At 46.2% G+C, this 26,076-nt stretch carries 27 protein-coding genes; 21 read left to right on the plus strand and 6 right to left on the minus strand.

Going from position 1 to position 26,076, the window contains the following annotated elements; genetic code table 11:
* Positions 1-136: 136 nt before the first annotated feature.
* Complete coding sequence (locus tag FHS17_RS16535; protein ID WP_167280040.1) at positions 137-1,432, minus strand: aminotransferase class I/II-fold pyridoxal phosphate-dependent enzyme; 1,296 nt, start codon at positions 1,430-1,432, stop codon at positions 137-139.
* Positions 1,433-1,688: 256 nt separating this feature from the next.
* Here FHS17_RS16535 and FHS17_RS16540 point away from each other — a divergent pair, with 256 nt between their 5' ends.
* Entirely contained in the window at positions 1,689-2,474 is a 786-nt protein-coding gene (locus FHS17_RS16540) for a helix-turn-helix domain-containing protein (RefSeq protein ID WP_167279552.1), read from the plus strand.
* 247 nt (positions 2,475-2,721) lie between these two features.
* Here FHS17_RS16540 and asd read toward each other — a convergent pair whose 3' ends face one another.
* Complete coding sequence (gene asd, locus FHS17_RS16545) at positions 2,722-3,513, minus strand: archaetidylserine decarboxylase (RefSeq protein WP_167279553.1); 792 nt, start codon at positions 3,511-3,513, stop codon at positions 2,722-2,724.
* Between the two features lie 188 nt (positions 3,514-3,701).
* Here asd and FHS17_RS16550 point away from each other — a divergent pair, with 188 nt between their 5' ends.
* From FHS17_RS16550 to FHS17_RS16600, 11 genes are all read left to right on the plus strand, one after another.
* Positions 3,702-4,994: a glycosyltransferase family 4 protein gene (locus tag FHS17_RS16550; protein WP_167279554.1), complete on the plus strand. Its 1,293-nt coding sequence runs from the start codon at positions 3,702-3,704 to the stop codon at positions 4,992-4,994.
* A gap of 131 nt (positions 4,995-5,125) precedes the next feature.
* Positions 5,126-11,131 (plus strand): WIAG-tail domain, encoded by a 6,006-nt coding sequence (locus tag FHS17_RS16555; protein WP_167279555.1) that lies wholly within the window; start codon positions 5,126-5,128, stop codon positions 11,129-11,131.
* Between the two features lie 187 nt (positions 11,132-11,318).
* A complete protein-coding gene (locus FHS17_RS16560) occupies positions 11,319-12,128 on the plus strand; it encodes a glycosyltransferase family 2 protein (RefSeq protein ID WP_167279556.1) in 810 nt (269 codons plus the stop codon).
* Positions 12,129-12,155: 27 nt separating this feature from the next.
* A complete protein-coding gene (locus FHS17_RS16565) occupies positions 12,156-12,878 on the plus strand; it encodes a sugar phosphate nucleotidyltransferase (RefSeq protein ID WP_167279557.1) in 723 nt (240 codons plus the stop codon).
* A 16-nt stretch (positions 12,879-12,894) separates the two neighbouring features.
* Positions 12,895-14,253: a glycosyltransferase gene (locus tag FHS17_RS16570; RefSeq protein WP_167279558.1), complete on the plus strand. Its 1,359-nt coding sequence runs from the start codon at positions 12,895-12,897 to the stop codon at positions 14,251-14,253.
* Positions 14,254-14,350: 97 nt separating this feature from the next.
* Positions 14,351-14,638, plus strand: a complete 288-nt coding sequence (locus FHS17_RS16575) for a nucleoside-diphosphate sugar epimerase (RefSeq protein WP_167279559.1) — start codon at positions 14,351-14,353, stop codon at positions 14,636-14,638.
* Between the two features lie 21 nt (positions 14,639-14,659).
* Positions 14,660-14,992, plus strand: coding sequence for an alpha-helical endospore appendage domain-containing protein (locus FHS17_RS16580; protein WP_167279560.1), 333 nt, complete (start codon positions 14,660-14,662; stop codon positions 14,990-14,992).
* A complete protein-coding gene (locus FHS17_RS16585) occupies positions 14,989-15,297 on the plus strand; it encodes a hypothetical protein (RefSeq protein ID WP_167279561.1) in 309 nt (102 codons plus the stop codon). Before FHS17_RS16580 ends, FHS17_RS16585 begins: the two co-directional genes overlap by 4 nt.
* Positions 15,294-15,575: a hypothetical protein gene (locus FHS17_RS16590; protein ID WP_167279562.1), complete on the plus strand. Its 282-nt coding sequence runs from the start codon at positions 15,294-15,296 to the stop codon at positions 15,573-15,575. The genes FHS17_RS16585 and FHS17_RS16590 overlap by 4 nt, the downstream gene beginning before the upstream one ends.
* Before the next feature lie 108 nt (positions 15,576-15,683).
* Complete coding sequence (locus FHS17_RS16595; protein ID WP_208420435.1) at positions 15,684-16,784, plus strand: CgeB family protein; 1,101 nt, start codon at positions 15,684-15,686, stop codon at positions 16,782-16,784.
* 11 nt (positions 16,785-16,795) lie between these two features.
* A complete protein-coding gene (locus tag FHS17_RS16600; protein WP_167279563.1) occupies positions 16,796-17,905 on the plus strand; it encodes a CgeB family protein in 1,110 nt (369 codons plus the stop codon).
* An 8-nt stretch (positions 17,906-17,913) separates the two neighbouring features.
* Here the strand turns inward: FHS17_RS16600 and FHS17_RS16605 are convergent, their stop codons facing one another.
* Positions 17,914-18,915 carry a ketoacyl-ACP synthase III gene (locus FHS17_RS16605; protein WP_167279564.1) on the minus strand — a complete coding sequence of 334 codons (1,002 nt, stop codon included), beginning with the start codon at positions 18,913-18,915 and terminating at the stop codon, positions 17,914-17,916.
* 177 nt (positions 18,916-19,092) lie between these two features.
* Between FHS17_RS16605 and FHS17_RS16610 the strand changes: the two genes are divergently transcribed.
* Positions 19,093-19,980 (plus strand): YhcN/YlaJ family sporulation lipoprotein, encoded by an 888-nt coding sequence (locus FHS17_RS16610; RefSeq protein ID WP_167279565.1) that lies wholly within the window; start codon positions 19,093-19,095, stop codon positions 19,978-19,980.
* Positions 19,981-20,188: 208 nt separating this feature from the next.
* Here FHS17_RS16610 and FHS17_RS16615 read toward each other — a convergent pair whose 3' ends face one another.
* Together FHS17_RS16615 and FHS17_RS16620 are read right to left on the minus strand one after the other, a co-directional pair.
* Complete coding sequence (locus tag FHS17_RS16615) at positions 20,189-20,413, minus strand: helix-turn-helix domain-containing protein (RefSeq protein ID WP_006040330.1); 225 nt, start codon at positions 20,411-20,413, stop codon at positions 20,189-20,191.
* Positions 20,414-21,127: 714 nt separating this feature from the next.
* Positions 21,128-21,910, minus strand: coding sequence for an HNH endonuclease (locus FHS17_RS16620; protein WP_167279566.1), 783 nt, complete (start codon positions 21,908-21,910; stop codon positions 21,128-21,130).
* A gap of 328 nt (positions 21,911-22,238) precedes the next feature.
* Here FHS17_RS16620 and FHS17_RS16625 point away from each other — a divergent pair, with 328 nt between their 5' ends.
* Both FHS17_RS16625 and FHS17_RS16630 read left to right on the plus strand, forming a co-directional pair.
* Positions 22,239-23,099, plus strand: coding sequence for an ATP-dependent DNA ligase (locus tag FHS17_RS16625; RefSeq protein ID WP_243865403.1), 861 nt, complete (start codon positions 22,239-22,241; stop codon positions 23,097-23,099).
* Positions 23,100-23,175: 76 nt separating this feature from the next.
* Complete coding sequence (locus tag FHS17_RS16630) at positions 23,176-23,556, plus strand: YhjD family protein (RefSeq protein WP_167279567.1); 381 nt, start codon at positions 23,176-23,178, stop codon at positions 23,554-23,556.
* Here FHS17_RS16630 and FHS17_RS16635 read toward each other — a convergent pair.
* On the minus strand, positions 23,553-23,747 hold the full coding sequence (locus tag FHS17_RS16635; RefSeq protein WP_167279568.1) for a hypothetical protein: 195 nt from the start codon (positions 23,745-23,747) through the stop codon (positions 23,553-23,555). The two genes, FHS17_RS16630 and FHS17_RS16635, sit on opposite strands and share 4 nt — an antisense overlap.
* Before the next feature lie 111 nt (positions 23,748-23,858).
* Between FHS17_RS16635 and FHS17_RS16640 the strand changes: the two genes are divergently transcribed.
* From FHS17_RS16640 to FHS17_RS16665, 6 genes are all read left to right on the plus strand, one after another.
* On the plus strand, positions 23,859-24,548 hold the full coding sequence (locus FHS17_RS16640; RefSeq protein WP_167279569.1) for a hypothetical protein: 690 nt from the start codon (positions 23,859-23,861) through the stop codon (positions 24,546-24,548).
* A gap of 372 nt (positions 24,549-24,920) precedes the next feature.
* Positions 24,921-25,058 carry a hypothetical protein gene (locus FHS17_RS16645; protein ID WP_167279570.1) on the plus strand — a complete coding sequence of 46 codons (138 nt, stop codon included), beginning with the start codon at positions 24,921-24,923 and terminating at the stop codon, positions 25,056-25,058.
* 69 nt (positions 25,059-25,127) lie between these two features.
* Positions 25,128-25,286 carry a hypothetical protein gene (locus tag FHS17_RS16650; RefSeq protein WP_167279571.1) on the plus strand — a complete coding sequence of 53 codons (159 nt, stop codon included), beginning with the start codon at positions 25,128-25,130 and terminating at the stop codon, positions 25,284-25,286.
* Positions 25,277-25,420: a hypothetical protein gene (locus tag FHS17_RS16655; RefSeq protein WP_167279572.1), complete on the plus strand. Its 144-nt coding sequence runs from the start codon at positions 25,277-25,279 to the stop codon at positions 25,418-25,420. The genes FHS17_RS16650 and FHS17_RS16655 overlap by 10 nt, the downstream gene beginning before the upstream one ends.
* A complete protein-coding gene (locus tag FHS17_RS16660; RefSeq protein ID WP_167279573.1) occupies positions 25,420-25,764 on the plus strand; it encodes a hypothetical protein in 345 nt (114 codons plus the stop codon). Before FHS17_RS16655 ends, FHS17_RS16660 begins: the two co-directional genes overlap by 1 nt.
* 21 nt (positions 25,765-25,785) lie before the next feature.
* Positions 25,786-26,058, plus strand: coding sequence for an HNH endonuclease (locus tag FHS17_RS16665; RefSeq protein ID WP_167279574.1), 273 nt, complete (start codon positions 25,786-25,788; stop codon positions 26,056-26,058).
* Positions 26,059-26,076: the final 18 nt, after the last annotated feature.

Below are 26,076 nucleotides of genomic sequence, written 5' to 3' on the forward strand. Positions count from 1 at the left end.
GGGATTAAAAAAGATGACTCCTGATGAATACAGAAGTCATCTTCTTACAGCCTAAGCCCTTTTTATTACGTGTCCATAACTCGGGTTACAGTTCAAAGAACCTGCACGACCGCTTTGTTTTTTATGAAGGAAGCGATTAGCCGATTAGTTCGGTAACTGCTTTGTAGATCGTGTCGAACAATTCTTCAAGGTTAGGTTCTTCGATACAAGAGAAAGCTACACGAAGATCGGTTTCGCCAAGCGCAATTGTACCAATTCCGTATTCGTCCAGGAGACGGGTGCGAACGGCTTCTGCCGATACGCCATTAAGCTTGAGGCACATGAAGTATCCGGAGTTAAATGGATAGTAGCTCCACACTTCACCGTAACGACCGCTGTCGAGCAGCGATTTTACTTTATTGGCACGTTGCTTCATCACATCATATTTCTCTGCTTTTTGCTCATCGAATTCTGGTGATTGCAGCGCACGCAGAACGAAGGTTTGTGATGGATGTGGACCACTTGAGATCGTAGCACGGATAATGCCCATCGTTTTTTGCTCAAGAGCAGCCAGTACTTTATCAGAAGTAGAGGCGAAAGTAATGAAGCCTACGCGGAAGCCCCATACATACTCTTCTTTTGTTGCGCCGTCAACTTTGATAGCGAGGACACGCGGATGCAGGTCAGCAAGCTTGCCGAACAGAGATTCATGCATCGAATCTTCAAAGAACAGGCCGAAGTAGGCATCGTCGGTTACCGCAACTACATTAACACCTGCTTCTGCAGCATCATGGATTGCAGCAACAATCTCATCGCCCTCTTGTGGATCTGGTGAATAACCGGTAGGGTTATTCGGGAAATTGAGGACAACAATGGCTTTGCCTTTGTCCTTCTGGCTGAGCAAGGCTTCACGCAGACCAGCACTGTTGAAACGGTTATCTTCATTGTAGAGCGGATATTCAACGATTTGGGCACCGCGGCGGATGCCAAATGTTAATTCATAGTTTTCCCAGTTCTTGTTCGGAATAATGACAGCATCGCCTACATCTGCGAACAAGTCAGCAACAATACTCAGTCCATGCGTCAATGCATTCGTAGCGACAGGGTTGCTGAAATTTTTACCTTCAAGAGAAGGGTTTTCTTTAATCATCTTCGTGCGCCATGCAGCGCGTAGCTCCGGCTTACCAGCAGGAGGTGCATATTCATATATATCTTTTGGATCGTAAGAGGATAACGTGTCTTGAATGACCTTCAAGTGCATTGGCTGGCCATTTTCTATTGCAATGCCGATTGTGGCGTTAAATTTCTTAGCCTTGGCCTTTGCTTCTGCGGATTGGCTGAGGATGCCTTCTTTCGGGAAATAAATCGCTTTTCCTAAAGCGGACAACATGTCATAGACGTTCGGACATTCAGTAGCGAGCGTCTCATTCAACTGCTGAGCAAGTGGGTTCATGGACTTCATTCCATCCTTCCGGGAAATCAATTCGTCATTTAACGCTTATCGGGTGCTATTATAACATTTTTTTAATAAAGCAAACCATCCAAAAATGCAAATTTTTTTGTCTTTTGTGCAAACGAGTGTCTCAGAATGCTTGCGCGGGAGATTGAGGCTGTTGTATGATGTCCGCAAGAACGCCATTTTTCGCTGAAAAACGACTTATAACAACATGCTAATGTTGATTCTTAGATATCCTTTTAGGAGGAAACCCATGCTGCACTTATCTCCAGATTCGTACATTAAATTGCCGCCTATTGCCAAGATCGTTTGTGAACCGGGCTGGAAATGGCAGCGGCGGGAAAAGCCGATGGCGAACTATGATTTATTTTATGTATGGAGCGGCGAAGGGGAAGTGGAAGTTAACGGGACGACGTATCCGGTTGGGAAGGGAAGTTGTTTTTTGTTCCGGCCCGGCGATTATACGAGCGCTACTCATAATCCCCAGAAGCCTCTTGTACTGACTTATATCCATTTCGATGTACGCGAGCCGGTACAGCTTGTGCCGGAGCGATACCGCAAATTAAATGATACCGTTGACTTTGAATATTTGTTGTCACGTTATGTTAGGCTGTTCCTCGTAGAAACATACGCAGCCGAAGAAGAAGCACTACTTGTGCTGAAGCAGCTGATGATTCATCTGCTTCGGGAGGATCGAGAGCTGCCGATTGAGAAGAAAGCAAGTAATCAGTTGACGGAAGCTATTCATGAGGTGGCGAATTTCGTGAAGCAGCATCCAAGTGTTGCTCATCGGGTCGAGGATTTAGCGATGCGCGCGCAGCTGTCTCCGCGGTACTTCTCCGTAAAATTCAAAGAAATGATTGGTATGTCGGTGCAATCCTACATGATCCGGACAAGGATTGAGCGTGCTCAGCACCTGCTTATGCATGAAGGCATGAACGTAACCGAAGTAGCCGATGCGCTTGGCTACCGAGATATCTTCTTCTTCAGCAGGCAATTCAAACAATATACAGGACGCAGCCCATCCGAAATTCGTTAACCAAACAACAAAAAGGCGCCACAGGAGTTAGTCACTGTGGCGCCTTTTGTATGTACTACTTTAAGCCATTAGAGTAGTAATGGCGTCACTTTGTTAATAAAAATAAGTGGATTGGTAAAGTAAAAACGGAGCAATTTGAATGATTCTGGAGAAAGCCTTCATTTGGGGATTCCCTCCTTATAACCTAATTCAAGGAATCCCCAAACAACAGCAGTCGGAAGAACATTCAAATGCTTAGTTTACCTCTTTACCTCAATCCACTTATGTCCCCAAGCTTTTCACCCATCCGAACCTTCAATCCAAGAGCAAGATCCTGCCTTGGTACAAAAGTATCATCTTCTGTCAGCAGCACAACTGTCGAGCCGAATTCGAAGTAAGCGAGTTCTTCGCCTTTCTTCACGTTGTCATGAATGGGCTCGCAGTACCGGATACTGCTGACATTCATTGCACCAACTTTGACAACGGCCGTTTCGCCTCCGGCGTGCTTGATGTATGTAATGAGCCGTTCATTGCGGCTAAGTACTCGGCGCATGCGCCGAAGACCAAAATCATTGACCGGATATACTTTGCCGAGCACATGCTCACGCTCCACAATACGTCCGTCAACGGGGGTATGTATTCGGTGGTAGTCGGTTGGACTTAAATATAGAACGATGTAATAGCCGTCAAGATAATGGTCCGCACGTGGCGAGCGATTAAGAAGCTCTTCGATCGTATAGTCCTGACCCTTCACATTCACAATCGTACCGGATTTAATCGGACCAGCGCCCGTTATTAGAGCATCAACTGGACTTACAAGAGCAGTAGTCTCTTCGTGTATAACCCGGGAACCTGGCTTCAGACGCCTGGTGAAAAATTCATTTAATGTGCTGTATTCATGCAGCGGCTTTTCCGCTTCGTCTACTTGAATATTGTACATGTTGGCGAATCTTGGAATCCACCCTCGGCTAGCCTTCGATTGTGCGAAGCGGCCGGTTAATTTGGAAATCCATTTGCGCGAACTAAGTTCCGTCATGGCTTGAAATAACCATCCCATCATGCCCGCACCTTCACGTCCTTTCCTTGCATCTTGCCTTTCGATGTTCTCCGAACAGTGTGACACAACCGGCTTTACAAATCAATAGTACCAGACGTTCTACCGTAGGCATCCGCTCAACCTTGTGGCAAGACGTTAATGGTCAGCGTATGCTAACTGCAAATTGATAACGAAGGAGGCATTCCTTCGAAATGTCGCCTGTAAAAGTGGCATTCGTTACGCCGGGAGCCTTTCCAATTCCATCGGGGAACAGCAGCTCCGTTGAACGGGTTGTAGAAAAATTCGTTCCTTTGCTGCGTCCTAATGTTGAACCTCGTATATATGGGAAAATCGGGCGTAATTTGCCCCGCAGAAGCCTGGTGAATCATGTCGTATGCGAGAGATTTCCTGCTGGCAACAAATCGGCCTATCTTGTTGATGTAGGACACGCCTTGAAGAAATTTAATCCGCAAATTATTCAAGTCGAGAATCGTCCCAGCTCCGTGCTGAAGCTGAAACGTGCGAACCCCAAAGCGAAAATTTGGCTGAATCTACATTCTTCTACCTATATCAGTCCCAGACATATTTCTGAAACAAGTCTTCGCAAGAGCTTTTTAATGGCAGATCGGATTATTGTAAATAGTGAATTTTTGAGAACTCACTTGGTTACCAAGGTACCTGAAGCAAGGCATAAAATCCGCGTCGTGTACCCGGGAGTTGAGACGAAACGTTTCCCATCCCGTTATTCGCCAGAGGGTGAAACAGCCCGTAAATTCCATCGCGAGCAAAAAGGACTTGTCCATCGCAAGGTTGTCATTTTCCTCGGCAGATTGATTCCGCTTAAAGGTGTCCATCATCTGCTGGCAATTGTGCCAAAGCTGGCTAAAGTTCATCCCGATCTTCTGGTTGTTATTGTGGGAAGCCCCTTCTACGGTTCTCACCGTTCAACACGGTATTCACGCAAGCTAATGAAGATGGGTGAACGGTACAAGAAGCATATCCGGTTCGTGCCTTATGTGCCTTATTCCGAAGTGCCGGGCTGGTTTATGGCTGCCGATCTAGCTGTTATGCCATCCGGTAAACGGGAAGCATTTGGGCTTGTAAACGTGGAGGCCATGGCAACAGGCTTGCCGGTTATCGCGACACGGGCAGGCGGTATGCAAGAGATTATCCAGGACGGCGAGACGGGATATCTTATTAACCAAAAGAATATTGAGGCTGAACTGACCGAGAAACTGCTGTTATTGCTTCACAACACTTCCCTGCGCAGACAAATGGGCCTGAGGAGCAGGGAACGGGTAGAGCAGTTGTTCACATGGGAACATACGGCCAAACGATGGTTAAGGATTCAAAGAAATGAAGTGGATATGAGGTTCCAAGATCATGAGGGGCTTATTGATGAGACAATTACTCCTGAATCTAATCATGGGAATACGGCTGATAACGATGAAGTAATCAGCTATGAAATGTGCTTCGAGAACGTTAATTTGTCCAAAGATAAATAGGATTTCGGCAACAAGGACGGCAGGCTTACCTGCTGTCCTTTTGTTCGTCTATTCGGAAAACGGTGTAGCGAGCCCATGGGTAAGAGCATATAGTGAAATAACTTTGAGGAGGAAGAAAGAAGGAGAGGTCAATGACTAAAGGCAAATCGTCTAAAAACGCCAAAGGGCGTAAACCAAGTTATTATGTCGATAATCCCAATGCTTCGGAATTAAAGTGGCTGGATGAATTAAACCGCAAAAAAAATACGGTGCAGCAGCCTGTTATTAATCGCACTGTTCCGCAGCCTCAGCCGCAGCCTATTCCGGCAGAACACAGAACGGTTAATATTAACGCTATTGCTCCTGTAGAACTGGAGCCTCAAGCGGAGACGCTCGAAATCCCTGCATTGACGGAAGAATTGATCCTTATTGCCGATGCCTCCTCATCGGCTGAAGTGAGTGACGTGGAAACTGAGCGGCTTATAGAGGAAATCACTTCGTATCATGCAGTTCCAGAGCCTGAGATCAAGCCTGTACCTGAACCTGAGCTGCAGCTGCAGCCTGAGCCTACCTATGATCAAAAGCTGGATAAACTGGTTGAAAAGCAGGATCTATACAAACCGTTCCCGTTCATTTATACGGATGATATCGTGGATGGCGCGGTTTCGAGCGGCAAGCTCGCCGCCTATTCGGTTGACTCGGATAATCTGCGTCCAGGCAGCGTTACATCATCCACAATCGCCGATTATGCGGTAAATAACATTCATCTTGGTCCTGGTGCGGTGACGGGAAATAAAGTTGCACCTTCTGCCATAACGGGCAATCATCTGTCCGACAGTTCCATTACAGGGGACAAAATCGTTGATTCTTCTATAAACGGCAGCAAGCTGGAAGATGGGAGCATTACATCTGAAAAGCTGGCTGACAGGACGATTGACTCCAGCAAAATTGCTGACGGCTCAATAAACTCGAGGCATCTTCAATCTTTTCTAATTACAGAAGAGCTGCTCGACAAACAGTCGATCTCTTCGGAGAAAATTCAGAACAGCGCTGTTCGTACGGAGAAAATTGCGAACGAAGCAATTACGAATTCAAAGCTTGGTGAGGCTTCGGTAACTCATTCCAAGCTTCGGGATGGAGCTATTACGGGAAGTAAACTAGCTTCGGATACGATTGAGTCTGTTCATCTTAAGCAAGGACTGCTGCTGGCTGAGCATGTCTCGATTGGAGCTATCCTGGGGAAGCACCTGGCTCCAGGCGCCATCGCACAAGAGCATTTGGCGGAAGGGGCAGTGGGCACCGAGGCCCTTCAACCTCAATCCGTAAACGCAGAGCGAATAGCACCCGGAGCCGTTAATTCTACCCATCTTCAGCCGGAGGCTGTAACAGGCGACCATATTGTTGCTGGACAGATCGGCAGCAAGCATCTTGGAGATCAAAGCATCATTTCGATCAAGCTGGCTAATGAAGCGGTTCAAACTCGGCATATCGGCCGCAGCAGTATTATTTCTGACCATATTTCCATCGGACAAATTGAACAGCGTCATATTGCTCATCAAGTCGTTTCCCGTCAACATCTGCAATCAAGCTCTGTCGGCAGGGAGCAATTGCAGGATGGCTCTGTGAAAAGTGAAAAAATCGCTCCTCAAGCGATAGGCTCGGAGCACTTGAGCGACTCTGCAGTTGGGACTTCTCAGCTCGCTGACCAATCCGTAACCGATAAAAAAATTGCTGATGGCGCGATAAAAAGCTCTAAGCTTGCCGCCGGTGCAATCGAAACCAACCATCTGAAGAATGAGAGTATCACCTTCCAAAAAATTGCACCGGATACGATCCGTGCTTATCATTTTTCTCCAGGTGCAATTACGGAAGAAGCGATTTCTCCTGAAGCTGTAACCGGAGAACATTTGAAGCCAAAGCTCATTGAGAAGCAGCACTTCGCGAATCAATCGGTTGGTACGGATGCCTTACAGGACTTGTCCATTACAAGCGGGAAGATCGCATTTGGAGCGATTACGGAATTCAACTTAGCACCTAATGCTGTCCATCTGCATCACCTGGCTGATTATGGCATCGGTTCGCAAAAAATTGCTCCGGAATCGATCACAACCGATAAACTTGCCGAGTTTAGTGTGACATCGTCGAAGCTCGCTGAAAGCAGTGTGAATGAACAGCATATTGCACCAAGCGCGGTTAATGCCGAAGCGATTCAGGCTTCCTCCATTCATGGAGGTCATGTTCAGTCGTTTGCTATTGATAGTCAGCATTTGAAAAATGGTGCGGTTCAGTCTGAGCATCTCGCAGGCGAAGCGGTTACCGAGCAGCATTTGTCAGGCAGCAGCGTGAAGACAGAACATTTGTCAGATCTGTCGGTGACAACAAGCAAGCTGGCTTCAAAATCCGTTACTAGTGATAAGCTTGCGGATTCCAGTGTGACATCGTCGAAGCTGGTCGATGGAAGTGTACTCTCGAATCATATTGAAGCGGGTTCAATTCATTCTGAATTAATCGGCCCATCAACCATTACATCGGAGCATCTGCAAGCTGGGATCATTCATTCCGAGCACATGGGCTATCAATCGATTACGGAAATGAATCTGTCTTACGACATTATTAATACGGATCATATTGTCGATCAGGCGGTGACAACAAGCAAGCTGTCCAAGGACTCCGTCACAACCGAAAAATTAACAGATTCGAGCGTAACAGCCTCCAAGCTGGCCGATGGCAGCGTAACGGCAAGTAAACTTGCAGAGGAATCGATCTATTCCGAACTCATTCGTCCTTTATCGATTCGAGGAGATCATATTCAGTCACTCTCAATTAGCTCGGAGCATCTGCAGGATAGTATTATTCATGCTAATCATATCCGTAATGGTGCGGTGGGATCAGATGCTCTCTCCAACTATTCGATAACGGCATCAAAACTGACAAAAGAGGCAGTTCAGTCGAGCCATATCAGTAATGAAACGGTGCTGAGCAGGCACTTGGCTAATGAATCTGTGCTTGGTATTCATATCGGAGCAGAGAGCGTCCGTTCCATCCACCTGTCGGATGAAGCGGTAACAGAAGCGAAGCTGGCACCAAATAGCGTTGGTGAGGCGCATATTCAAAGTGGAGCGGTACATGCGGAAGCTTTGCAAAAAGAAATTGTTGGTACGGAGCATCTAGCCAATGGTGCTGTTCTAGAATCGAAGCTTTCATCCCTATCGGTCAACTCTCGCCATATCCAGCTTCAATCTATACAAGATAAGCACTTGACGCCAGGAAGTGTAGATGAGAGTAAGCTGCAAAATGGGGCCGTTACATCGTCTAAGCTGGCTGTTGATACGGTATCAGGCGATCATCTGAGGCTCGAGACCATTGCAAGCAAGCATATTAAGGCGGATTCTATCCAAAGCTATCATCTTCGTAAAGGTACGGTCTCATTCGAGCATTTGAGTGCGGATGTTCTTAACGAATTTAAGCCAAAGCTCATCACGAGCGAGCAGCTGACAGGCGGGATTATTGACCATTCAAAGCTGGCTGATGGCAGTGTAACAAGCCGTAAATTAGGCGACGAAACTGTTACCACGGAAAAACTGGCAGATGACAGCATAACGAGCCGTAAGCTCGTGGATGAGAGTATTACGAGTGAGAAGCTGGCTGGCGATAGCGTTACGACCGACAAGCTTATAGACAGCAGTATCATTAGCAGCAAGCTGGCCGACGAAAGCGTAACGAGTGAGAAGCTTTCAGACGGGAGCATTATAACTAGCAAGCTGGCGGACGAGAGCATTACAAGTGGCAAGCTAGCAAGTGAGAGTGTTACAACCGATAAGCTGGCAGAAGGAAGCATCTCGAGCAGCAAGCTGGCTGATGAGAGCGTCACAAGCGAGAAGCTGGCGGACGTGAGCATCACAAGCAGCAAGCTGGCAAGTGGGAGTGTTACAACTGATAAGCTGGCAGGCGGAAGCATCATAAGCAGCAAGCTGGCTGATGACAGTGTCACGAGCGATAAGCTTGCAGATGAGAGTATCACAAGCAGCAAGCTGGCCCACGAAAGTGTCACGACTGAGAAACTTTCTGACGGAAGCGTAACTAGCAGTAAGCTGGCGGATCAAAGCTTCACGAGCGAGAAGCTTGCGGACGGAAGCATCATGACCAGTAAGCTGGCAGATGAAAGTATCACTAGTGAGAAATTTGCAGATGGAAGCATTACAAGCCGTAAGCTTGCCGACGAAAGTGTGACGAGTGAGAAGCTTGCCGACGAAAGCATCACAAGCCGAAAGCTCGTAGACGAAAGTGTCACGACCGAAAAGCTGGCCGATGAGAGCGTCACAGGTGATAAGCTTGCGATCGGGAGCATAACGAGAAGAAAATTGGCCGACGAAAGTGTTGCAACTGATAAGCTTGCGGACGACAGCGTCACAAGCCGTAAGTTAGTAGACGAAAGTATCACAACCGAGAAATTGGCGGACGATAGCGTCACAGCTGATAAGCTTGCGGATAGCAGCATCACAACTAACAAGCTGGCAAACGATAGTGTGACAAGTGAGAAGCTGGCTAATGAGAGCATCACAAGTGATAAGCTGTCAGGGGAAAGTGTGACGAGCGAGAAGCTTGCGATCGGCAGCGTAACAAACAGCAAGCTGACTGACGAAAGCGTAACGGCGGAGAAGCTTTCAGACGACAGCATTACGAGCCGTAAGCTGGTAGATGAAAGTGTCACAACTGAGAAATTGGCGGACGACAGCGTCACAACGGAGAAGCTTGCGGATAGCAGTATAACAAATAGTAAGCTTGCAGATGAAAGTGTGACGAGTGAGAAGCTGGCCAATGAGAGCATTACTAGTGATAAACTGACAACGGAATGTGTGACGAGCGAGAAGCTTGCGATCGGCAGCGTAACAAACAGCAAGCTGTCAGACGAAAGTGTGACAACCGAGAAGCTGGTGGACGATAGCATTACGAGTCGTAAGCTGGTAGATGAAAGTATCACAACTGAGAAATTGGCTGATGAAAGTGTTACTGCTGAGAAGCTTGCAAATAGCAGTATTACAAACAGCAAGCTGTCAGACGAAAGTGTGACAGCCGAGAAGCTGGCGGACGATAGCATTACGAGCCGTAAGCTGGTAGATGAGAGTGTCACGACCGAGAAGCTGGCAGAAGAAAGCATTACAGCTGATAAACTTGCAGACAGAAGCATCATAAGCAGCAAACTTGCCGATGAAAGTGTTTCAACTACGAAACTTGCAGATAGCAGCATCACAAGCAGCAAGCTGGCAGACGAAAGCGTAACGAACGAGAAGCTGGCAGGCGAGAGTATCACAGGTGATAAGCTTGCGAATAGCAGCATTACAACTAGCAAACTGTCAGAAGCAAGCGTGACGACTGAGAAGCTTGCGGACAGCAGTATCACAACCAGCAAGCTAGCCGAGGAAAGCATCACATCTGAGAAGCTGGTGGACGGAAGCATCTTAAGCAGCAAGCTTGCGGACGGTAGTGTTTCGTCTGCGAAACTTGCTGACAGCAGCATCACAAGCGGTAAGCTGGCGGATGGAAGTATCACCTCTAATAAGTTATCAGACGGTAGTGTCTCGGCTGTTAAACTCACACAGGAAAGTGTGACGACTGCGAAGCTTGCTAACGAAAGTATTACTAGCGAGAAGCTGGCGGACGAAAGCGTCACAACCGAGAAGCTAGCAGATGAGAGTGTGACGAGTGAGAAGCTTGCGGATGAAAGTGTAACCAGAGAGAAGCTTGCGGAGGACAGTGTATGCGGCTGGCATATTGCTCCGGAAGCCATTACACTGGAAAAGTTGGCGCCAGAACTTGTGTCTGCTCTATTCCCGGAAGCTGTCGAGGAAATGATCGAGCAATCAGAACCGGAACCAGCGCCGGCCTTTATTCGATCAACGGGAAGCGGCCAAGTGATTCAGCAATTTGGGCTTGCTCCGTATACCTTCTTCAAAAAGGGTAAACAGCTGGAAATCGAGATTCTATTCGAAGAACCATTCAGTGATACCAATTACGTCATAACCGCCATCTGTGATAATCCAGAATGTTATGTCTCTATATTTAGCAAATCCAAGGATAGAGCTATTCTTAATATTGTTCGCTCCAGAGGATCATTTGAACCTGAAGGATATATGAACTGGATTGCCATTGGCCGATAATGTTCATCTTTTTCATAGAGGATTGGAAGCGCGGAGTACGCTTCTATCCTCTTTTTTATTTATAGCGGGACATCCGTCTTGGAAGTTGTACAAATGCCGTTGCACCAGCAGGAGCAATACATACTATGTGATGTACATCAATTAAGCTTGTAAATTTTAATAGGCATAAACTGAGGTGATTTAGTGAATGAAACGCGCAGAGCGATTGATAGGCAGCCGGGCAGGCAGCCGATCGTCGGAGCACGGATCTTACAAGCCTCATCCTAATCCGATTGTATCGGTTATTATCCCAGTAATGAATGAAAGATCGACCATCGGGCGCGTGATTCGCGAAGCTGCAAAAGTACATCCACGGACAGAAGTTATCGTTGTGGCTAATGGTTCTAAGGATGGCTCAATTGCAATTGCTAGGAAGATGGGAGCTAGAGTGCTGCAATACGAGAAGCCCCTTGGTCATGACGTAGGAAGAACGATGGGGGCTCTAGAGGCCAAAGGCGAGGTCCTGCTTTTTATTGACGGCGATATGGTTATATCAGCCTCTCATTTGCGCCCTTTCATTCACGCGGTGAAAGAAAGAGGAGTAGATGCGGCACTGAACAACTATTCAGGCCCCGTTCATAAGGTGAATGTTCATAGCGTGGTGCTTGCAAAACATGCTTTAAACGCGGTTCTGCAAAGGCCAGATCTGAAAGGTATTTCGTTTACAGCAGTACCCCATGCCATCAGCCGAAAATGTCTGGATACGATTGGGGCATCAGCCTTGTCTGTTCCTCCGCTTGCTCATGCAATGGCTGTTAAGGAAGGGCTTAAGGTTGCTGCCGTACATGCCGTTAATGTCGGCAAATTAAATAAACCTCGTCCGGAGCGGGAGAGGAAAAATCCACTTGAACGGTTAATTCTAGGCGATCATTTGGAGGCGATCTATTGGCTGCTTTCATGCACAGATGAACGGGGCGGGTTCGAAGATCGGCTGCGTAAGCGCGAGATGGCCTTGTAAGTCTGAACATGATAGGAGGTTTGTACAATGAAAGCTGTTATATTGGCAGGTGGAACGGGATCGCGGCTTATGCCTTTAACTTCTTATATCAATAAGCATATGCTGCCTGTCGGTAAACATCCAATGATCCATCATGGTATTCAATCCCTGCAGAAAGCAGGGATCCAGGATATTCTGATTATCACGAATCGGCAATCTGCAGGAATGTTCATTCAATATTTCGGAAGTGGACATCAAATGAAGATGTCGCTGGCGTATCGGATTCAAGAGGAAGCCGCTGGCATTGCGGACGCCTTGCAGCTTGCAAGACCGTTTATCAATGATGGTGAAAAGTTCCTTGTACTCTTGGGCGACAACTTATTTGATGAGGATTTAACACCATATGTGGAAGATTTTCAGAAGCAGGCAGAGGGAGCGATGGTGCTTCTTAAGCAGGTGGATGACCCGCGCCGCTATGGCGTTCCGGTCTTCAGTCCCTCTGGTACCATCCTTCATATTGAAGAAAAGCCTGCCGAGCCGGAATCCGATCTATCGGTTACTGGTTTATATATGTATAGTACTGATGTCTTTCAGCATATCGAGAATATTAGCCCGTCCAGCAGAGGGGAGCTGGAGATTACAGATCTTAACAATCTCTATGCAGCCGCTGGACTATTAACCTACAGGGAAATATCCGGCTGGTGGATCGATGCAGGAACATTCGAGTCGCTGAGAGAAGCATCCGCCCGATATTGGGATAAAGAATACTAGACGGGAGAGATCATACGTGAGACGAAAGTCGCGGAACATCCGTCGTCTCAAGCTCGCACCGACGCAAGAAGGCAGGCGCTTGGACAGTTATCAGGCCGGTTTGCAAGCGGGGTACAATCAGGGGCTGCAAGCAGGTCAAAGCAGCTACCACACTTTATTCGATGGAACCAGCATCATCATCCCGAGCTATAATCAAGTGGATTATTTGAGAGCATGTATCGATAGTATTATGGATAATACCGAGCAGCCTCATGAAATTATTGTGGTCGATAATGCATCAACCGACGGGACTGTAGAATATTTGGAACAGCTCGACGGGCAGGTGCGTTATCGAGTTTTAAGCGAGAATTTCGGATTTTCCGGGGCGGTAAATATGGGGCTTATGATGGCCAAAGGAACAACTATGGTCGTTCTTAATAATGATACGCTCCTGACGGATAATTGGCTTGGTAACATGCTAATCTGTCTGCACAGTGATCCAACAATTGGACTGGTAGGTCCTGTCACCAATTATATTAGTGGAGATCAACAGATTCAGGTCCCTTATGTGAGTATTGAAGATATGCCTGAGTTTGCTAGATTAAATAATATTTCCGATCCGAAGCGATGGGAGAGAACAGACAGACTTCCAGGCTTTTGCCTCTTGTTCCGGCGGGAGCTGTGGGAGAAAATCGGCTTCCTGGATGAAGGCTTCGAATACGGCAACTATGAAGATGATGATTATAATATTCGGGTCCGGCTGCTTGGGTACTCCCTTGTTATTGCGAGAGATTCATTTATCCACCACTTCGGAAGTGTAAGCATTAAGGCGCTTGGTGCCCAGCTTGAAGAAGTGACAACCCGAAATATGGTTTACTATATGACCAAATGGAATAATCCGTACGCTTGGATTCATCAGCTTCGTGCAAGTGAGCATGGCAATTCTTCCTCCTCCCTGATGACGAAAGGGGAAACCGCCTTTTATCCGGAGGGAATTGTGGTAAAGGGAATTGGACAACAAGCCTATTGGATTGAGAATGGAGTCAAGCGGCCAATTGAAGGTGGTTGGTCCGGCCCGGTTATAAGGCTTCCACAAATCCTCATTCGTAACTGGCCGGTAGGCGACTCTCTATCTACCCTGGAGGCTGAGATCAAATGGCAGACGCTGCATTACGTTCATCATGGTGCGCCATTACACGGACAAATCGCAAGCGGGCTTGATGGTTTCCTCTACTATCTGGAGCATGGAATGAAACGGAAAGTGATTACCGAAGCGGCAGCTGTCGCCTGGAATTTGAAAGAGAGAGCTAAATATCCGCTAACGGTTGAACAGCTGGAAGCACTGCCGGAAGGGCTGCCGCTTATTCCTCCAGTCAAGCTGCGACAAGCGTTGTAGGCATGCCGCATGTATCACCCTTTTTACCTGATGCATATGCTGGTATGACGACATCTGTAGAGAGCTAAGGATATTGCTGCCAGAGGAGGGGAACGTATTGCAGCAGATCGTAAATGAAATTATTGAGCACCTATCTCATTCCCATCATCAGATGGCCCGTATGATTGATTCCAAGCGTCATGTTGTCGTGCGGATGGCCGAGGTTGTGAAGGCGATTCCCGATAAAGATCCAAACTTTGGGGGGACGGATGGGCTGCTGTCCAATACCCAATCCTTGCTAGGCGGAATAGTCTCTTACTTGACGACGATTGCGGAACTGCAAGAAACACTTGCAGCACAGCTGACGTTTACCGTTCGCGAGCTTCGTCTAGAAGATGAGGAGTGAATCGGAAGGAGGACGTCTGTCATGAATCGTGAACAGGCTTATAAGCGTATGCTTGGCGCTACCGCCAATATGCAGTGGAACATCGCTATGATGCTGGAAGCTAAAGCAGAGGAAGCCGAAAAAGCACGTAATTGGATATGCAACCATATCACATCGGCTTCCTTCCTTGGTGAACAAACGCAAATGAAACAATCCGCTCAAATCAATGAGCAGGTTATTGAAGTATTAGACGGTGTAAACAAAATGAGTCAAGGGATTCTTTCTGTCATGAGGTCCGTTCTGCAGAAATCCAATGAGGGCGGGGGCGACGGAGACGACGAGGAAATGCTATTTGGCATGGGTGATATCGATTGAGCCTGATCACTCATAGAGAGCGGGAAGTGAAGCTGGAGCTTCTGTCTTCCTTGGCTAGAAGCCAAGCTGCACTTGCCCGTATTCTGGATAGTATTGCTGTCGTATCGGAGGCATCACCCGAGCTTGCGAGAAACATTGCAGAAAATGTGAAGCTGCTGACTGACATGCAGCAGAATATAACGGAAGCTGTAACAGGGCTGTCTTTGAAGCGTAAGCGCATGAAGATAGGCAGCCCCGTTCATCCATGGCTGAATACGAAGATTATAAGAATTAGAACGTCATCACGAAGGAGGCGTTTGATATGAAGAAGAAAGCTGCCTCTGCTGCGAAACGGAAAGCCAAACGCAAGCCTCATGTCCGTACAAAACGTAAAACAGCAGGAGCGCGGAAGCTGACCGGCAAGAAAACAGGCAAAGGCACAATGAGCCGCCGGAAGTCAGCGGTTAGGAAGAGAAGAAGAAAAAGCTTCGATGCCGTAAGTTATGATGAAGGCTTTAATCAAACCTATAACGAAGGCTATAACGCTGGTTTTGCTAAAGGGTTCGAAGATGGGCATCAAATTGCTTACGAGACGCAGGTGTAATATCAGCGATACAGGTCTTAGATCTGCCTTGTTCATGCCCATGATGGACAAATCAGGAATAAGGCTTTTTTTGTATAATCATGAACGATGGGCAGGTGAAGGGGTATTTTGAATACGACAGCAGAAGTGTCGTTTCAAACGGGCAGGCAGCAGGGCTTTGCAGCCGGATTCCATACAGGATGGCGGGATGGAGCTTGCGAATGGGCCAAAGCGGCTTCCATTACTCCGCAGCCAGAAATACAGCCTTTGCGAGTCTTATATATTCCGCAAGGTTCATTAGGATTTGAGGCGATTGACTCCGGAATTATTCTTGCCCTGCAGAGATGCGCCAGCGAAGTTCTGGTAGGCACGCAGGAGCAATTATTGGAGCAGGCCATTGCTTTTCAGCCAAATATGATGATTGTGCTTAATGGCTTATATACGTTTCCTCCCGATCATTTGCAGCAAATAGATGCGATAAAGGCACTTGGCATCCGTACAGTGATCTGGTTTGTAGATGATCCTTATATGACGGATCAAACGGTCCCAATTGCTCTTCATTATGATGTTGTATTGACCCATGAACGGAGTACGGTTCAGCTGTACCAGCAGCATGGCTGCCTGCAGGTGCATCATATGCCATTAGCAGTGAATGAAGCGATATACCGGCCGTTTCGGGCGGAGAAGTCGTATGAGTATGATGTTTGTTTTATCGGGGTCGCTTTCTGGAATCGGGTAGAGTTGTTTGATGCTATTGCCAAGCAGCTGTCTCATAGGCGGTTGTTTATTGGCGGAGGGCAATGGGAGCGGCTAAATCATTACTCCCTGCTTAAGCCTTTCATTCAATCGAGAGAGATTATACCAGAGGAAGCTGCCCATTATTATAACGGCTCCAAGATTGTCATTAATCTGCACCGGACCGACGTTCCCGGAAAAGACAATCAGAACGAAGCGCAGCTTCCAGGGCTGTCAATTAATCCAAGGACGTATGATGTAGCAGCCTGTGCTACGCTGCAATTAACCGATATCCGTGACGATCTCATTCATCAATACCGTCCAGGTCATGAGATTGAAACGTATAACGGGGCAGCCGAGCTGCTGGAGAAGATTGATTATTATTTGACTCATGAAGAAGAACGGCTTCGCATTGCGATGAGAGGGTTATATCGGACTTTACGAGATCATACGATGACGACGCGAATGGCATCGTTATTGACATTATTAAAGTAGGAGTGACGAATATGGCGCCAGGGCTCAAAAGAAAGCCCGATGAGGAGGCTGGGCGAGCGGCAGGGTTTCAATTAGGCTGGGATCATGGCTATTGGTACGGTTTATGCGAATCGGCAATTAGCCGTATTCCGCAAGTAAACCAAGTATGGCCGATTCATGCCATGTTTGTTGAGACGGGAAAAGGCTTCCCGTACTCGCCAATTGATGAAGCGGTAAGAGAAACCTTGTCTACCTTCGTTCAGCGCTTGACAGTGGTTAACGGCACCCAGCCGGTCGCGGAGATCGCGATTGCAGAACGGCCGGATATTGTAATCGTGCTTGACGGCCTTCAATTTGATGTCGGGCAGATCATTACGATGAAGGATAACGGGATTCGTACGGCGATCTGGCTGACGGATGATCCTTATTATATGGACATTACGACAAGTCTCGTCCCTCATTACGATACGGTATTCACGCTGGAGAGGAACTCCGTCGACTATTACAAACAGCTGGGCTGTCAGCAAGTGTATTATTTGCCCTTTTGCTTTCACCCAGCCCAATACCGGCCAACGAATCCTGATCGATCGATTCGAAAGGAAATTACATTTATAGGTTCAGCTTATCTTAATAGGGTAAGCTACTTCAATGAATTAACTTCTTACCTGGCAGGCAAAGACACCTTAATATCCGGTATTTGGTGGGATCGGCTAACCAAATATGATCAGCTTCGTTCCAAAATCAAACTGAATCACTGGATGGGGCCAGCGGAAACCTCTCTCACTTATAATGCCTCAAAAATTGTAATCAATATGCATCGAGCACATGATGATGCGCTGTATAACAGCAATACAATTGGGCTGACTGCCGTTTCGCCGAATCCACGTACGTTCGAGATTGCGGCTTGCGGCGTCCTGCAGGTATGCGATATTCGTGACGATCTGGCCTCATTCTTTATACCAGATGTAGAGATTGTAACGTATTCTTCTCCCATGGAGCTTATACAGAAAATGGATTATTATCTGAGCCATGAACAAGAGCGGAAACAGATTGCCCTTCGAGGCATGTATCGTGCTTTCCGGGATCATACGTATGCGAATCGCATTCATACGATGCTGTCGATCTTATTCCCGCTGACTTGATCGAGATATTAAATGGACCAGCGCAAAATGACGCCAGATTGGGTCAGTCCACCGCCAAAGCCATAAAGCAGCAGCAGATGTCCAGGCAACACACGCTGGTCGCGGACAGCGGCGTCAAGAGCAAGTGGAATGGATGCAGCTGATGTATTGCCGTAATGCTCAATGCTCGACAAAGCCTGCTGCTCGCTTATGCCGGTCCGTTCGCATAACGCGTCAATTATGCGCTGATTCGCGTTGTGCGGAACGAACCAGTTCATCTGGGAAGGTGCATAGCCGCTTTCATGAAGCAGATTGGAGATCCCTTCAGAAACTTGGCTTAAAGCCCAGCGGTATACTTCACGTCCATTTTGTACGATACGGCTTGTAGTATCGATATCCGCTGCATTAATTGTGGAGGACAAGCCACTGCGGTAAACATGATGTCCACCTAATCCATCCGTATGAGAGGAGGCAGCTAGAATGTCGCCTTCAGAACTTGCTGCGACTTTGGCTTCCATTAATATAGCGCCAGCTCCGTCTCCAAATAAGATGCAGGTCGTCCGGTCGGAATAGTTCGTTACTTTAGACAAGGTTTCTCCGCCAATAACAAGAATTTTACGGTAAACTCCCGACAACAGCAGACCATTAGCAAGCTGAATCGCGGATGTGAATCCGGCACACGCAGCCTGGATATCGATCGCACCACATTGCGTGATGCCAAGTGCTCCTTGAACTTGTGCGGCTACGCTTGGGATAACATTATCGGGAGTGGAGGTTGCTACAATAATGTAGTCTACATCTTTGACATCTACTCCGTAACGCTCTTGCATGTTGCGAACCGCCTCTATACATAAATCGCTGGTGAACTGATCTTCGGCTGCAATACGGCGTTCACGAATGCCGGTACGCTGCACAATCCATTCGTCAGAGGTCTCAACGATTTGTTCTAAATCTGCATTGGAGAGAATCTTCTCCGGCGTGTAAGTGCCAATAGCTGTAATAACGGCATTTGAGCGGAATTGTTTTTCCATAATAAACAGCTCCTTCACGATTTTATTTTTATTTAGCACCTGGTACTAATACTTGATAATAACTTACTCAAACAGAGAGGATTTGTCAAGGGTTACAGCAGGATAGCTTCGTAATCATCCGCGCACAATAATGGACGGGTCAAAGCCTAACTAAACGAATGGAGGAGTGGCCAGTTCATGAAAAACAAATTCATTCTTCTCACAGCAAGTGTGGCTTTAGCAACAACGTTAGCGGGATGTGCAGCTAATCAGGGGGATATAGGCAACAAAAATATTCGTCCCAATAGTGTACGTTATGATGCTAACGGTAATGCGATCCGTAACCTGGCAGTTCCGGGTGCGATGACAGACAAACGTTTCGCCAATGACCAGATGAACGAGATGAATCGTGTCAATGGCCGTCGCCTCAACAGCAACAACATTGTTGGCAGTCATAAAAATTATAAAATGGAAATGAGCGATGAAATCGCGAAGCGGATTGTAGCATTAAATACCGTCAAATCAGCCAATGTGATGCTGACAGACAATAACGCTTATGTGGCCGTATCCTTCGAGGATCATGTAAACGGCTTAAGCGCAAAAAGCATCAGCCGTACAAACAGAAGCTATGCTAACCCGATTACCGATACTAACCGCAGCATGAATGGCACATATGGAGCCAATGGGAAGTACGGCATGAACGGGATGAATGGTACGTATGGCATGAATCCAGCGATGGATGGCAACGGTACAACGGGTAGGGGCTACAACAACAACAGCAATGGCATGCGTGGTCTGAGTATGACGAATACCGGAGAAAGTCAGCTCACAGATAAAATTAAAAGCGATATCGCTGCAGAAGTTAAGCGAATACACCCATCGATTCAAAATGTGTATGTATCCGCAAACCCGGATTTTGTGGACCGCATGAACAGCTATATGGGCGATGTTGCACTTGGCCACCCAATACAAGGCTTTGTATCTGAATTTAATGCGATGGTTGAACGGATTTTCCCGGCTAATGCAACCAGGCTGAATTCGCCAAACGAAAAGCATACTTCCCCGTATATCTATGATCGTCGTTAAAACACAATAGAACAAAAAAAGGGCCCGCTTGCAAAAGCGGGCCTGTCCTAGAAAATGGTATCAACTGTGGGGTTGATGCATATGATTGTATCGAAGAAAGCTTAGCGTAAGATTAAAGAACTTTGTCGAAATTGAAACAAAGTAAAACCCCGCCCCTTTTTATGGAAGGAACGGGGAAGCTAGATAGCCCAAATCGAGGTTGGGTTGATTAGATTTGTAACTCCCCAAGCTTGATCAGCTCGACAACCGCTTGTGAACGACCTTTAACGTTCAATTTTTGCATGACATTGGAAATGTGGTTGCGGACGGTCTTCTCGCTAATAAATAATTGCTGTGCAATGTCTCTAGTTGTCTTATCCTGCACCAGCAGCTCAAATACCTCGCGTTCACGATGCGTTAATAAAAACTTGCTCTTATGGTCGCTACCCTTCAAGGGTAAAGTTTATTCTTCACTCCAATTTATCTCTTTTCTCTTCGAATCACTTAAAACCCCTTTATTCCTCAGTGCTTGTCCGTTTTATCCTGTTAACCTTCACCTCTTATTATCCTGTAATATTCTTATTTCACTTCCTTTACTTGCATCAAATTTGCATCAGATGCATTTTAGTGATGCAAATCGGCTGATGCATCACATAAAATCACTGTCCGTATTAAGGACGAAATTTTGTCATATTTTGGGCGCGGAATGTGCTCCATTAGGAATTTAGCGTGTTATATTTATAGCATAGGAAATCGAGAAGAGAGCAGCCGGCCTTGATAAAAGGTTAGCTGCTCATTTTCGTTCCTAGAGGACAATCGCATCACCCGATCAGTCGACATACCTGTTTGACGGCGATGGAGTCGCAAGGGTAGTACAAGCGGGGATCATCGCGATTACCCTCAGAGTTCATCTTGAAGGCATTCAATGCCGGAGGTGATCAAAGTATCTCGTTGCCAGACGCTCTCAGGTGGTCACAGAACATCAGTTCCAGTTCTGCTCGCGTATTCGTGCAGGTTAAATTGGAACTTCTCAAATCGCCTTATAGAGCGTCGGGTGATGTATAGCTTTCTCTGCATCCTCGGGTGGCAACCGAAACACAAGGGGAGACATGGCAATCCCCTGCGAATATTACAGCGTAGATAGTTCGAGGTTGGGTAAAGATGTAACTTATCGTTTGTAACGATTTATATCAGCATAATACCGAGCAGCATGTAACCCGGGGCCTCTACGTCCAAACACGAACGCAGCGTTTTTTCCTGAATACTGACCACCAATGATTAATCCTCCATCATGTGCCATATGAGTAGGAGTGACCGTTAATTCTACGCCGTTACAAAGGAAGTGCCCGTTTTCTACGATAACTTTATGGGGCGGTTCAAATGTAAATTTAATGAGGATATTTCGGTGACCTTCTCTTATGGTTAAACTTTTACCGACAAATTGTATATCCCAGACTTCAGAGCTATATATAAGTTCGTTATTCAGGATGGTTAAAACAACCTTATTGAATGAATCTAGAATGTTCATATGTAAACCAAAATTACCGTCTTCAAAGGAGAACCCTAGGAGTAACTCCATATCAACAACAATAGCAGCAAAATCTTTGTAACTCTCGTTTTGTTCCCAGGAAACAATGTTGCTTCCGATAATGAAATCTATCTTCGGATCGTTGTAATGTAATAATAAGGGGCGGCTTTGGCCGTGTCTTAAGTTTATAGGGTCTTTGTTGGCGGAAAATACTGATTCTCGAGAAAGTAGACCATGAGTTACTTCCGTATGATGCTGAGGACAAAGCAAAGTTAAATCTTCAGCTTTATGTTCCTTTACGATTGCCCATTCTTTCATGTGGTCGTACTGATAAATGGGAAGGCCACATATGACACAGCCAAAACCACATCGTTGCCGTACCTCTCTTTTCATTGGCTCAGGTATTGGTGGTCTTTCCTGCATAAAGCACCCCTTCAAATTTTGGCATATAATAACATGTCCTAATGATAACGAATAAATAAGCATAACAAAAGTGTCAAAGGGTGATGACCTTAGATGTGGTTGAAACCTAGGTGCCCCAATCTTGGTAGAGATATCGCTACGGATGATCGAAATGGTCGAGGGCTTATCCTCAAATAAAGGTGAGCGTTAATAATCATCGGACATAGATCAAGTTTGCTAAATGGACTACGGTCTTCGGCAGCCTCGATGATGTGTGCATACCAGCACTTCCCTTGGTTCCAATGAGTCAGCGAATGATACAATTGGAACATATGGGAGGGAAGACACCATGATCACAGCGACAGCACCACAAGCAATGCTCCTTATGAAGCGAGAAGAAGCCTTTGACGATCAGCGGTATGTATTTGAGCCGAAGATCGATGGACACCGGCTGCTGCTCGCTAAAGAGGGTGACTCTATAAAGCTCTGGACGCGGCATATGAACGAAGTAACGCGACAATACCCAGAGTTACACGCTCCACCGTTAAACTGCTCCAGCGCCATTCTTGACGGTGAGGTTGCATATGTCGACCCAGCAACGGGAATGATTGATTTTGAGGCAATTATGGAACGGTTTAAGATGGCGAAGCCGGATAAGATCCGAGAAGGTATGAAACGCCTGCCAGTGCAGTATTTCGTATTCGATGTGCTTGAGGTAGATGGTCGCGATGTTCGCCGGCTGCCGCTTGTAGAGCGTATGGCGATATTGGATTCGATCATGTCGGAGAACAACCATTTCAGACGCTTGATGCAGATTGATGGCAAGGGCAAAGACTTGTTTCAGATAATTCAACAGCAACAGCTCGAGGGCATCGTCGCCAAGCGTAAAGATAGCATTTATGTCGGACGTCGATCAGACAGATGGCTAAAGATGATCAATTACACCTATGCTGACGTGAAGATCGGTGGCTACCGCAAAGAGCAGTTTGGATGGCTGGCGCAGCATGAAGGCAGGAACGTTGGAGTGATTGAGCTGGCAGTACCTGCAGATCATCGGAAAGCTTTCTACCGAATTGCCCAGGACATTGTGACTGGCGAGGATAAGAATTTTGTTTATGTGAAGCCGGTGATTACAGCGCGGATTCGAATGCGGAATTGGTACAAATCAGGTATGATGCGATCACCTGAATTCGTGCAGTTCGTAATGTAAATGTCAACACTTGATTCGAACGTTTGTTCGCTATATAATCGCCTTTGAGGTGATTGAATTGGACGGACAAAGGCCGATGGTACCAACTAAAGAAGAGCTTGAGTTGATTCGTGAATTCTGTCTTTTACCGATGCTTCTCGATATTGTAGCAAAGAATAAGAAGGACCTGGAGTATACTGATTCTACTTTAAAGCCTTTTTATATACTGATTGTGGAAGCCTTGCTGGATCGGATCCACACAGAACTTACGGACATTAGGAAGGAACTAAACCGGATTAAGTGCAAGGTCAACCAGTTAGACCGACCTGACCCTGCGGCCTTCCACTTTGAATTTCGGTTGCGGGGCTATCATGAAGAATTCTGGTTATGGAAGTCGCTTGTTAGATCAGAAATGAGTATACGGTTAGGAAAGCAAAAATCCGAAATAGCAGAACTGCTTAAACAGCCATCCCATTAATTTAGGATGGCTGTTTCTATGAAGAATTTAAATCTCAGTCGAACGAGGCTTTCGTCGCCGATTATAACAAACAGGTCGTTGAAGCTTTTGATTTTGCCGGACCCGATCCGGTCCAGTGATAAGAATTTGACATCCTTGCCGCTTTCGATTGCGAATTTAAAGTCTTCATCGGTGATGAGCTCGTGTTGCATGGTATCGCCTCCTAAGGACACAGTTCGCCACTTTAAAGGAAATTCCTTTTCTTATGGCGAATGTGATTCGGTGAATAAGAGAGTCCGAGTAAATGTAGGGGGCATGTAATTTTGGAACCAATTGAGTATGAATTTTTATTAGAAGATATGTTCGACTTAAATAAAAGCCTATCACGATTTATCATCAAACTTGCAATGGCCAGAAATGACGTTTTATATGTACACAAGCACCTTTTAAAATTAACTGAACAACAACCTAATAATTATGTCAGTGAGTCTTTTTACTTTTTCAAGCTTGGTATCTCACACCTCAGAGAGGCTTACATGTTACTTGATGCATTCAAAAACGACAATACCGTTAAATCCTTTATTGAACAAACAGGTCCTGAAAATCAAGAGATGTACAGTAGAATAAAAGAAGTAAACAAAAACTATAATTCGAACATTGTAGGAAAGCTAATCAAACCGATACGACACAACACATTTCACTATTATAAAACTGGTAAAGACTTCAAGGAATTTGACATGTCATTTATGCAAGAACTGCTTAAATTAAAGGGATTAGAAACCGGAATTCGGTTCACTGGTGAGAAGGTAGCTGATGCTGAATATACTTTCGCAGATGAGATCTCATTTAACTTGCAATTTAAAACTTACGATGGTTCTTTTAATGATAATGAAATGAAACGGATATTAGGCGATTTAAGTGAACTCATGACTGATTTTTTATCATTTTCAGATTACACCGTTGCGTACTATCTCACAGAGAATGAATCAAAGATGAGAAATTTACGAAAATAAGACCAGTAAGAAGAAAAAAATATGCGCGGGCACATATGTTCGTGTTTTTGAGTGGAAAACGGCTGAATTTGCGATTAGGCGATTTTCATCGATCTCGATATAATGGTCTTGTTCTTCCTCTCTAGTTACTAAGTACAGGTGCTTTTAAGTAATGGCGCGTTTATGCGCGGTTTGCGGTAAGCGCAGCGTTACACCGTGCTGTGCATTGATTATATAGATCAATAAATGAATCATAGATGCCTCCATTTTGCGTAGCGAAATGCCGAACGATAGTGAGGGAAGAGGAGTGGAGGTTTGGAACGACGGTGAGTTCCAAGGTCTTAAAGGCAACGCACATTGTTTCTATATACGTATAAAGGAGCATCTCAGCTAATGAAGCATAAAACCAGCTATACTGAGGATGTTGAAGAGTTTAACGCAGCTGTTCGTCAACTGTGGGAAGCAATGGGATTATATCGGATACGCAATTGGTTATCTGCTAAACTCGAAAGCCGGTCATGGTGGTTATGAGACAGTTCATACATAAACGATAAAGTGTCACTCAATCGAGTGGCTCTTTTTTTTATGGAGGTGGGGATTATGAAACGCAAAATACATCCTACAACAAGCGGTGTTGTTGCGGGCTTGGTAGCATCGATATTGTTTGACGCTACACAAGCGGAAGTGTTCATAGCATGTCTGCTTGGATGGCAAGTAGGATACTCCCACAACAAGGAGGTTGATAACCCATGCGAATGAGAGCATTGCTTGCAGCTGGCGTGTTATGGTTTGGAGCGTTCAACGGGCTATACAGTGTACCGAAAGCGATTGAAGCACCTAGAGCGCCGTGGCCAAAAGATTACATCGTACAGGGTGAAGGAGTGAAGTTGTGATGGACGGCAAACGAAGAGTCTATTTCGACATTGACAACGGGTATGTTATAGAACCGATTATTTCAACTCCAGCTATGTATGCGGAAGTAGAGGGCGACGAAGTAAAGGAGATATACGCTTGCTATTCGCAGGCTAACATTGACCGGCTAGGTGAGACATGGGCGTTAGGTGAGCTGCTTAAAGATCGTGAAGCGTGGACATGTTATGGCTGGCTCAGACGAAGCCTAGTGCATCACATCATGGATACTAGGGAAAAGATTCAGCGCGACTTTGAGACTCTTCTAGCGCCGCGTTACGTGTACATGCCAATTCGTATACCTGTTCCGATTCGATGTCGAAGTTGATGTATAAAATGAGGTGTGATCGTGGCCAGACATCCTGAGATATACGCTAACCCTGAGTGGAAGAAGGTCCGGAGATTCGTAATCAAACGAGCCAATGGATTGTGCGAAGAATGCACCAGGCAGCACAGGATCGAAGCCGGCAAGGAAGTCGACCATATCATTGAACTGACAGATGAGAATAAGCACGATTGGAACATTGCATATAACCCAGATAACCTGCAGTTGCTGTGCTCGACCTGCCATAACATTAAGCATGGACGCTGCACCGGATTACATTTCTTTGCGGACATCTGATTCGTAGTCCATTCATGT

The sequence above is a fragment of the Paenibacillus lupini genome (genome assembly GCF_011761355.1).
Classification (GTDB): domain Bacteria; phylum Bacillota; class Bacilli; order Paenibacillales; family Paenibacillaceae; genus Pristimantibacillus; species Pristimantibacillus lupini.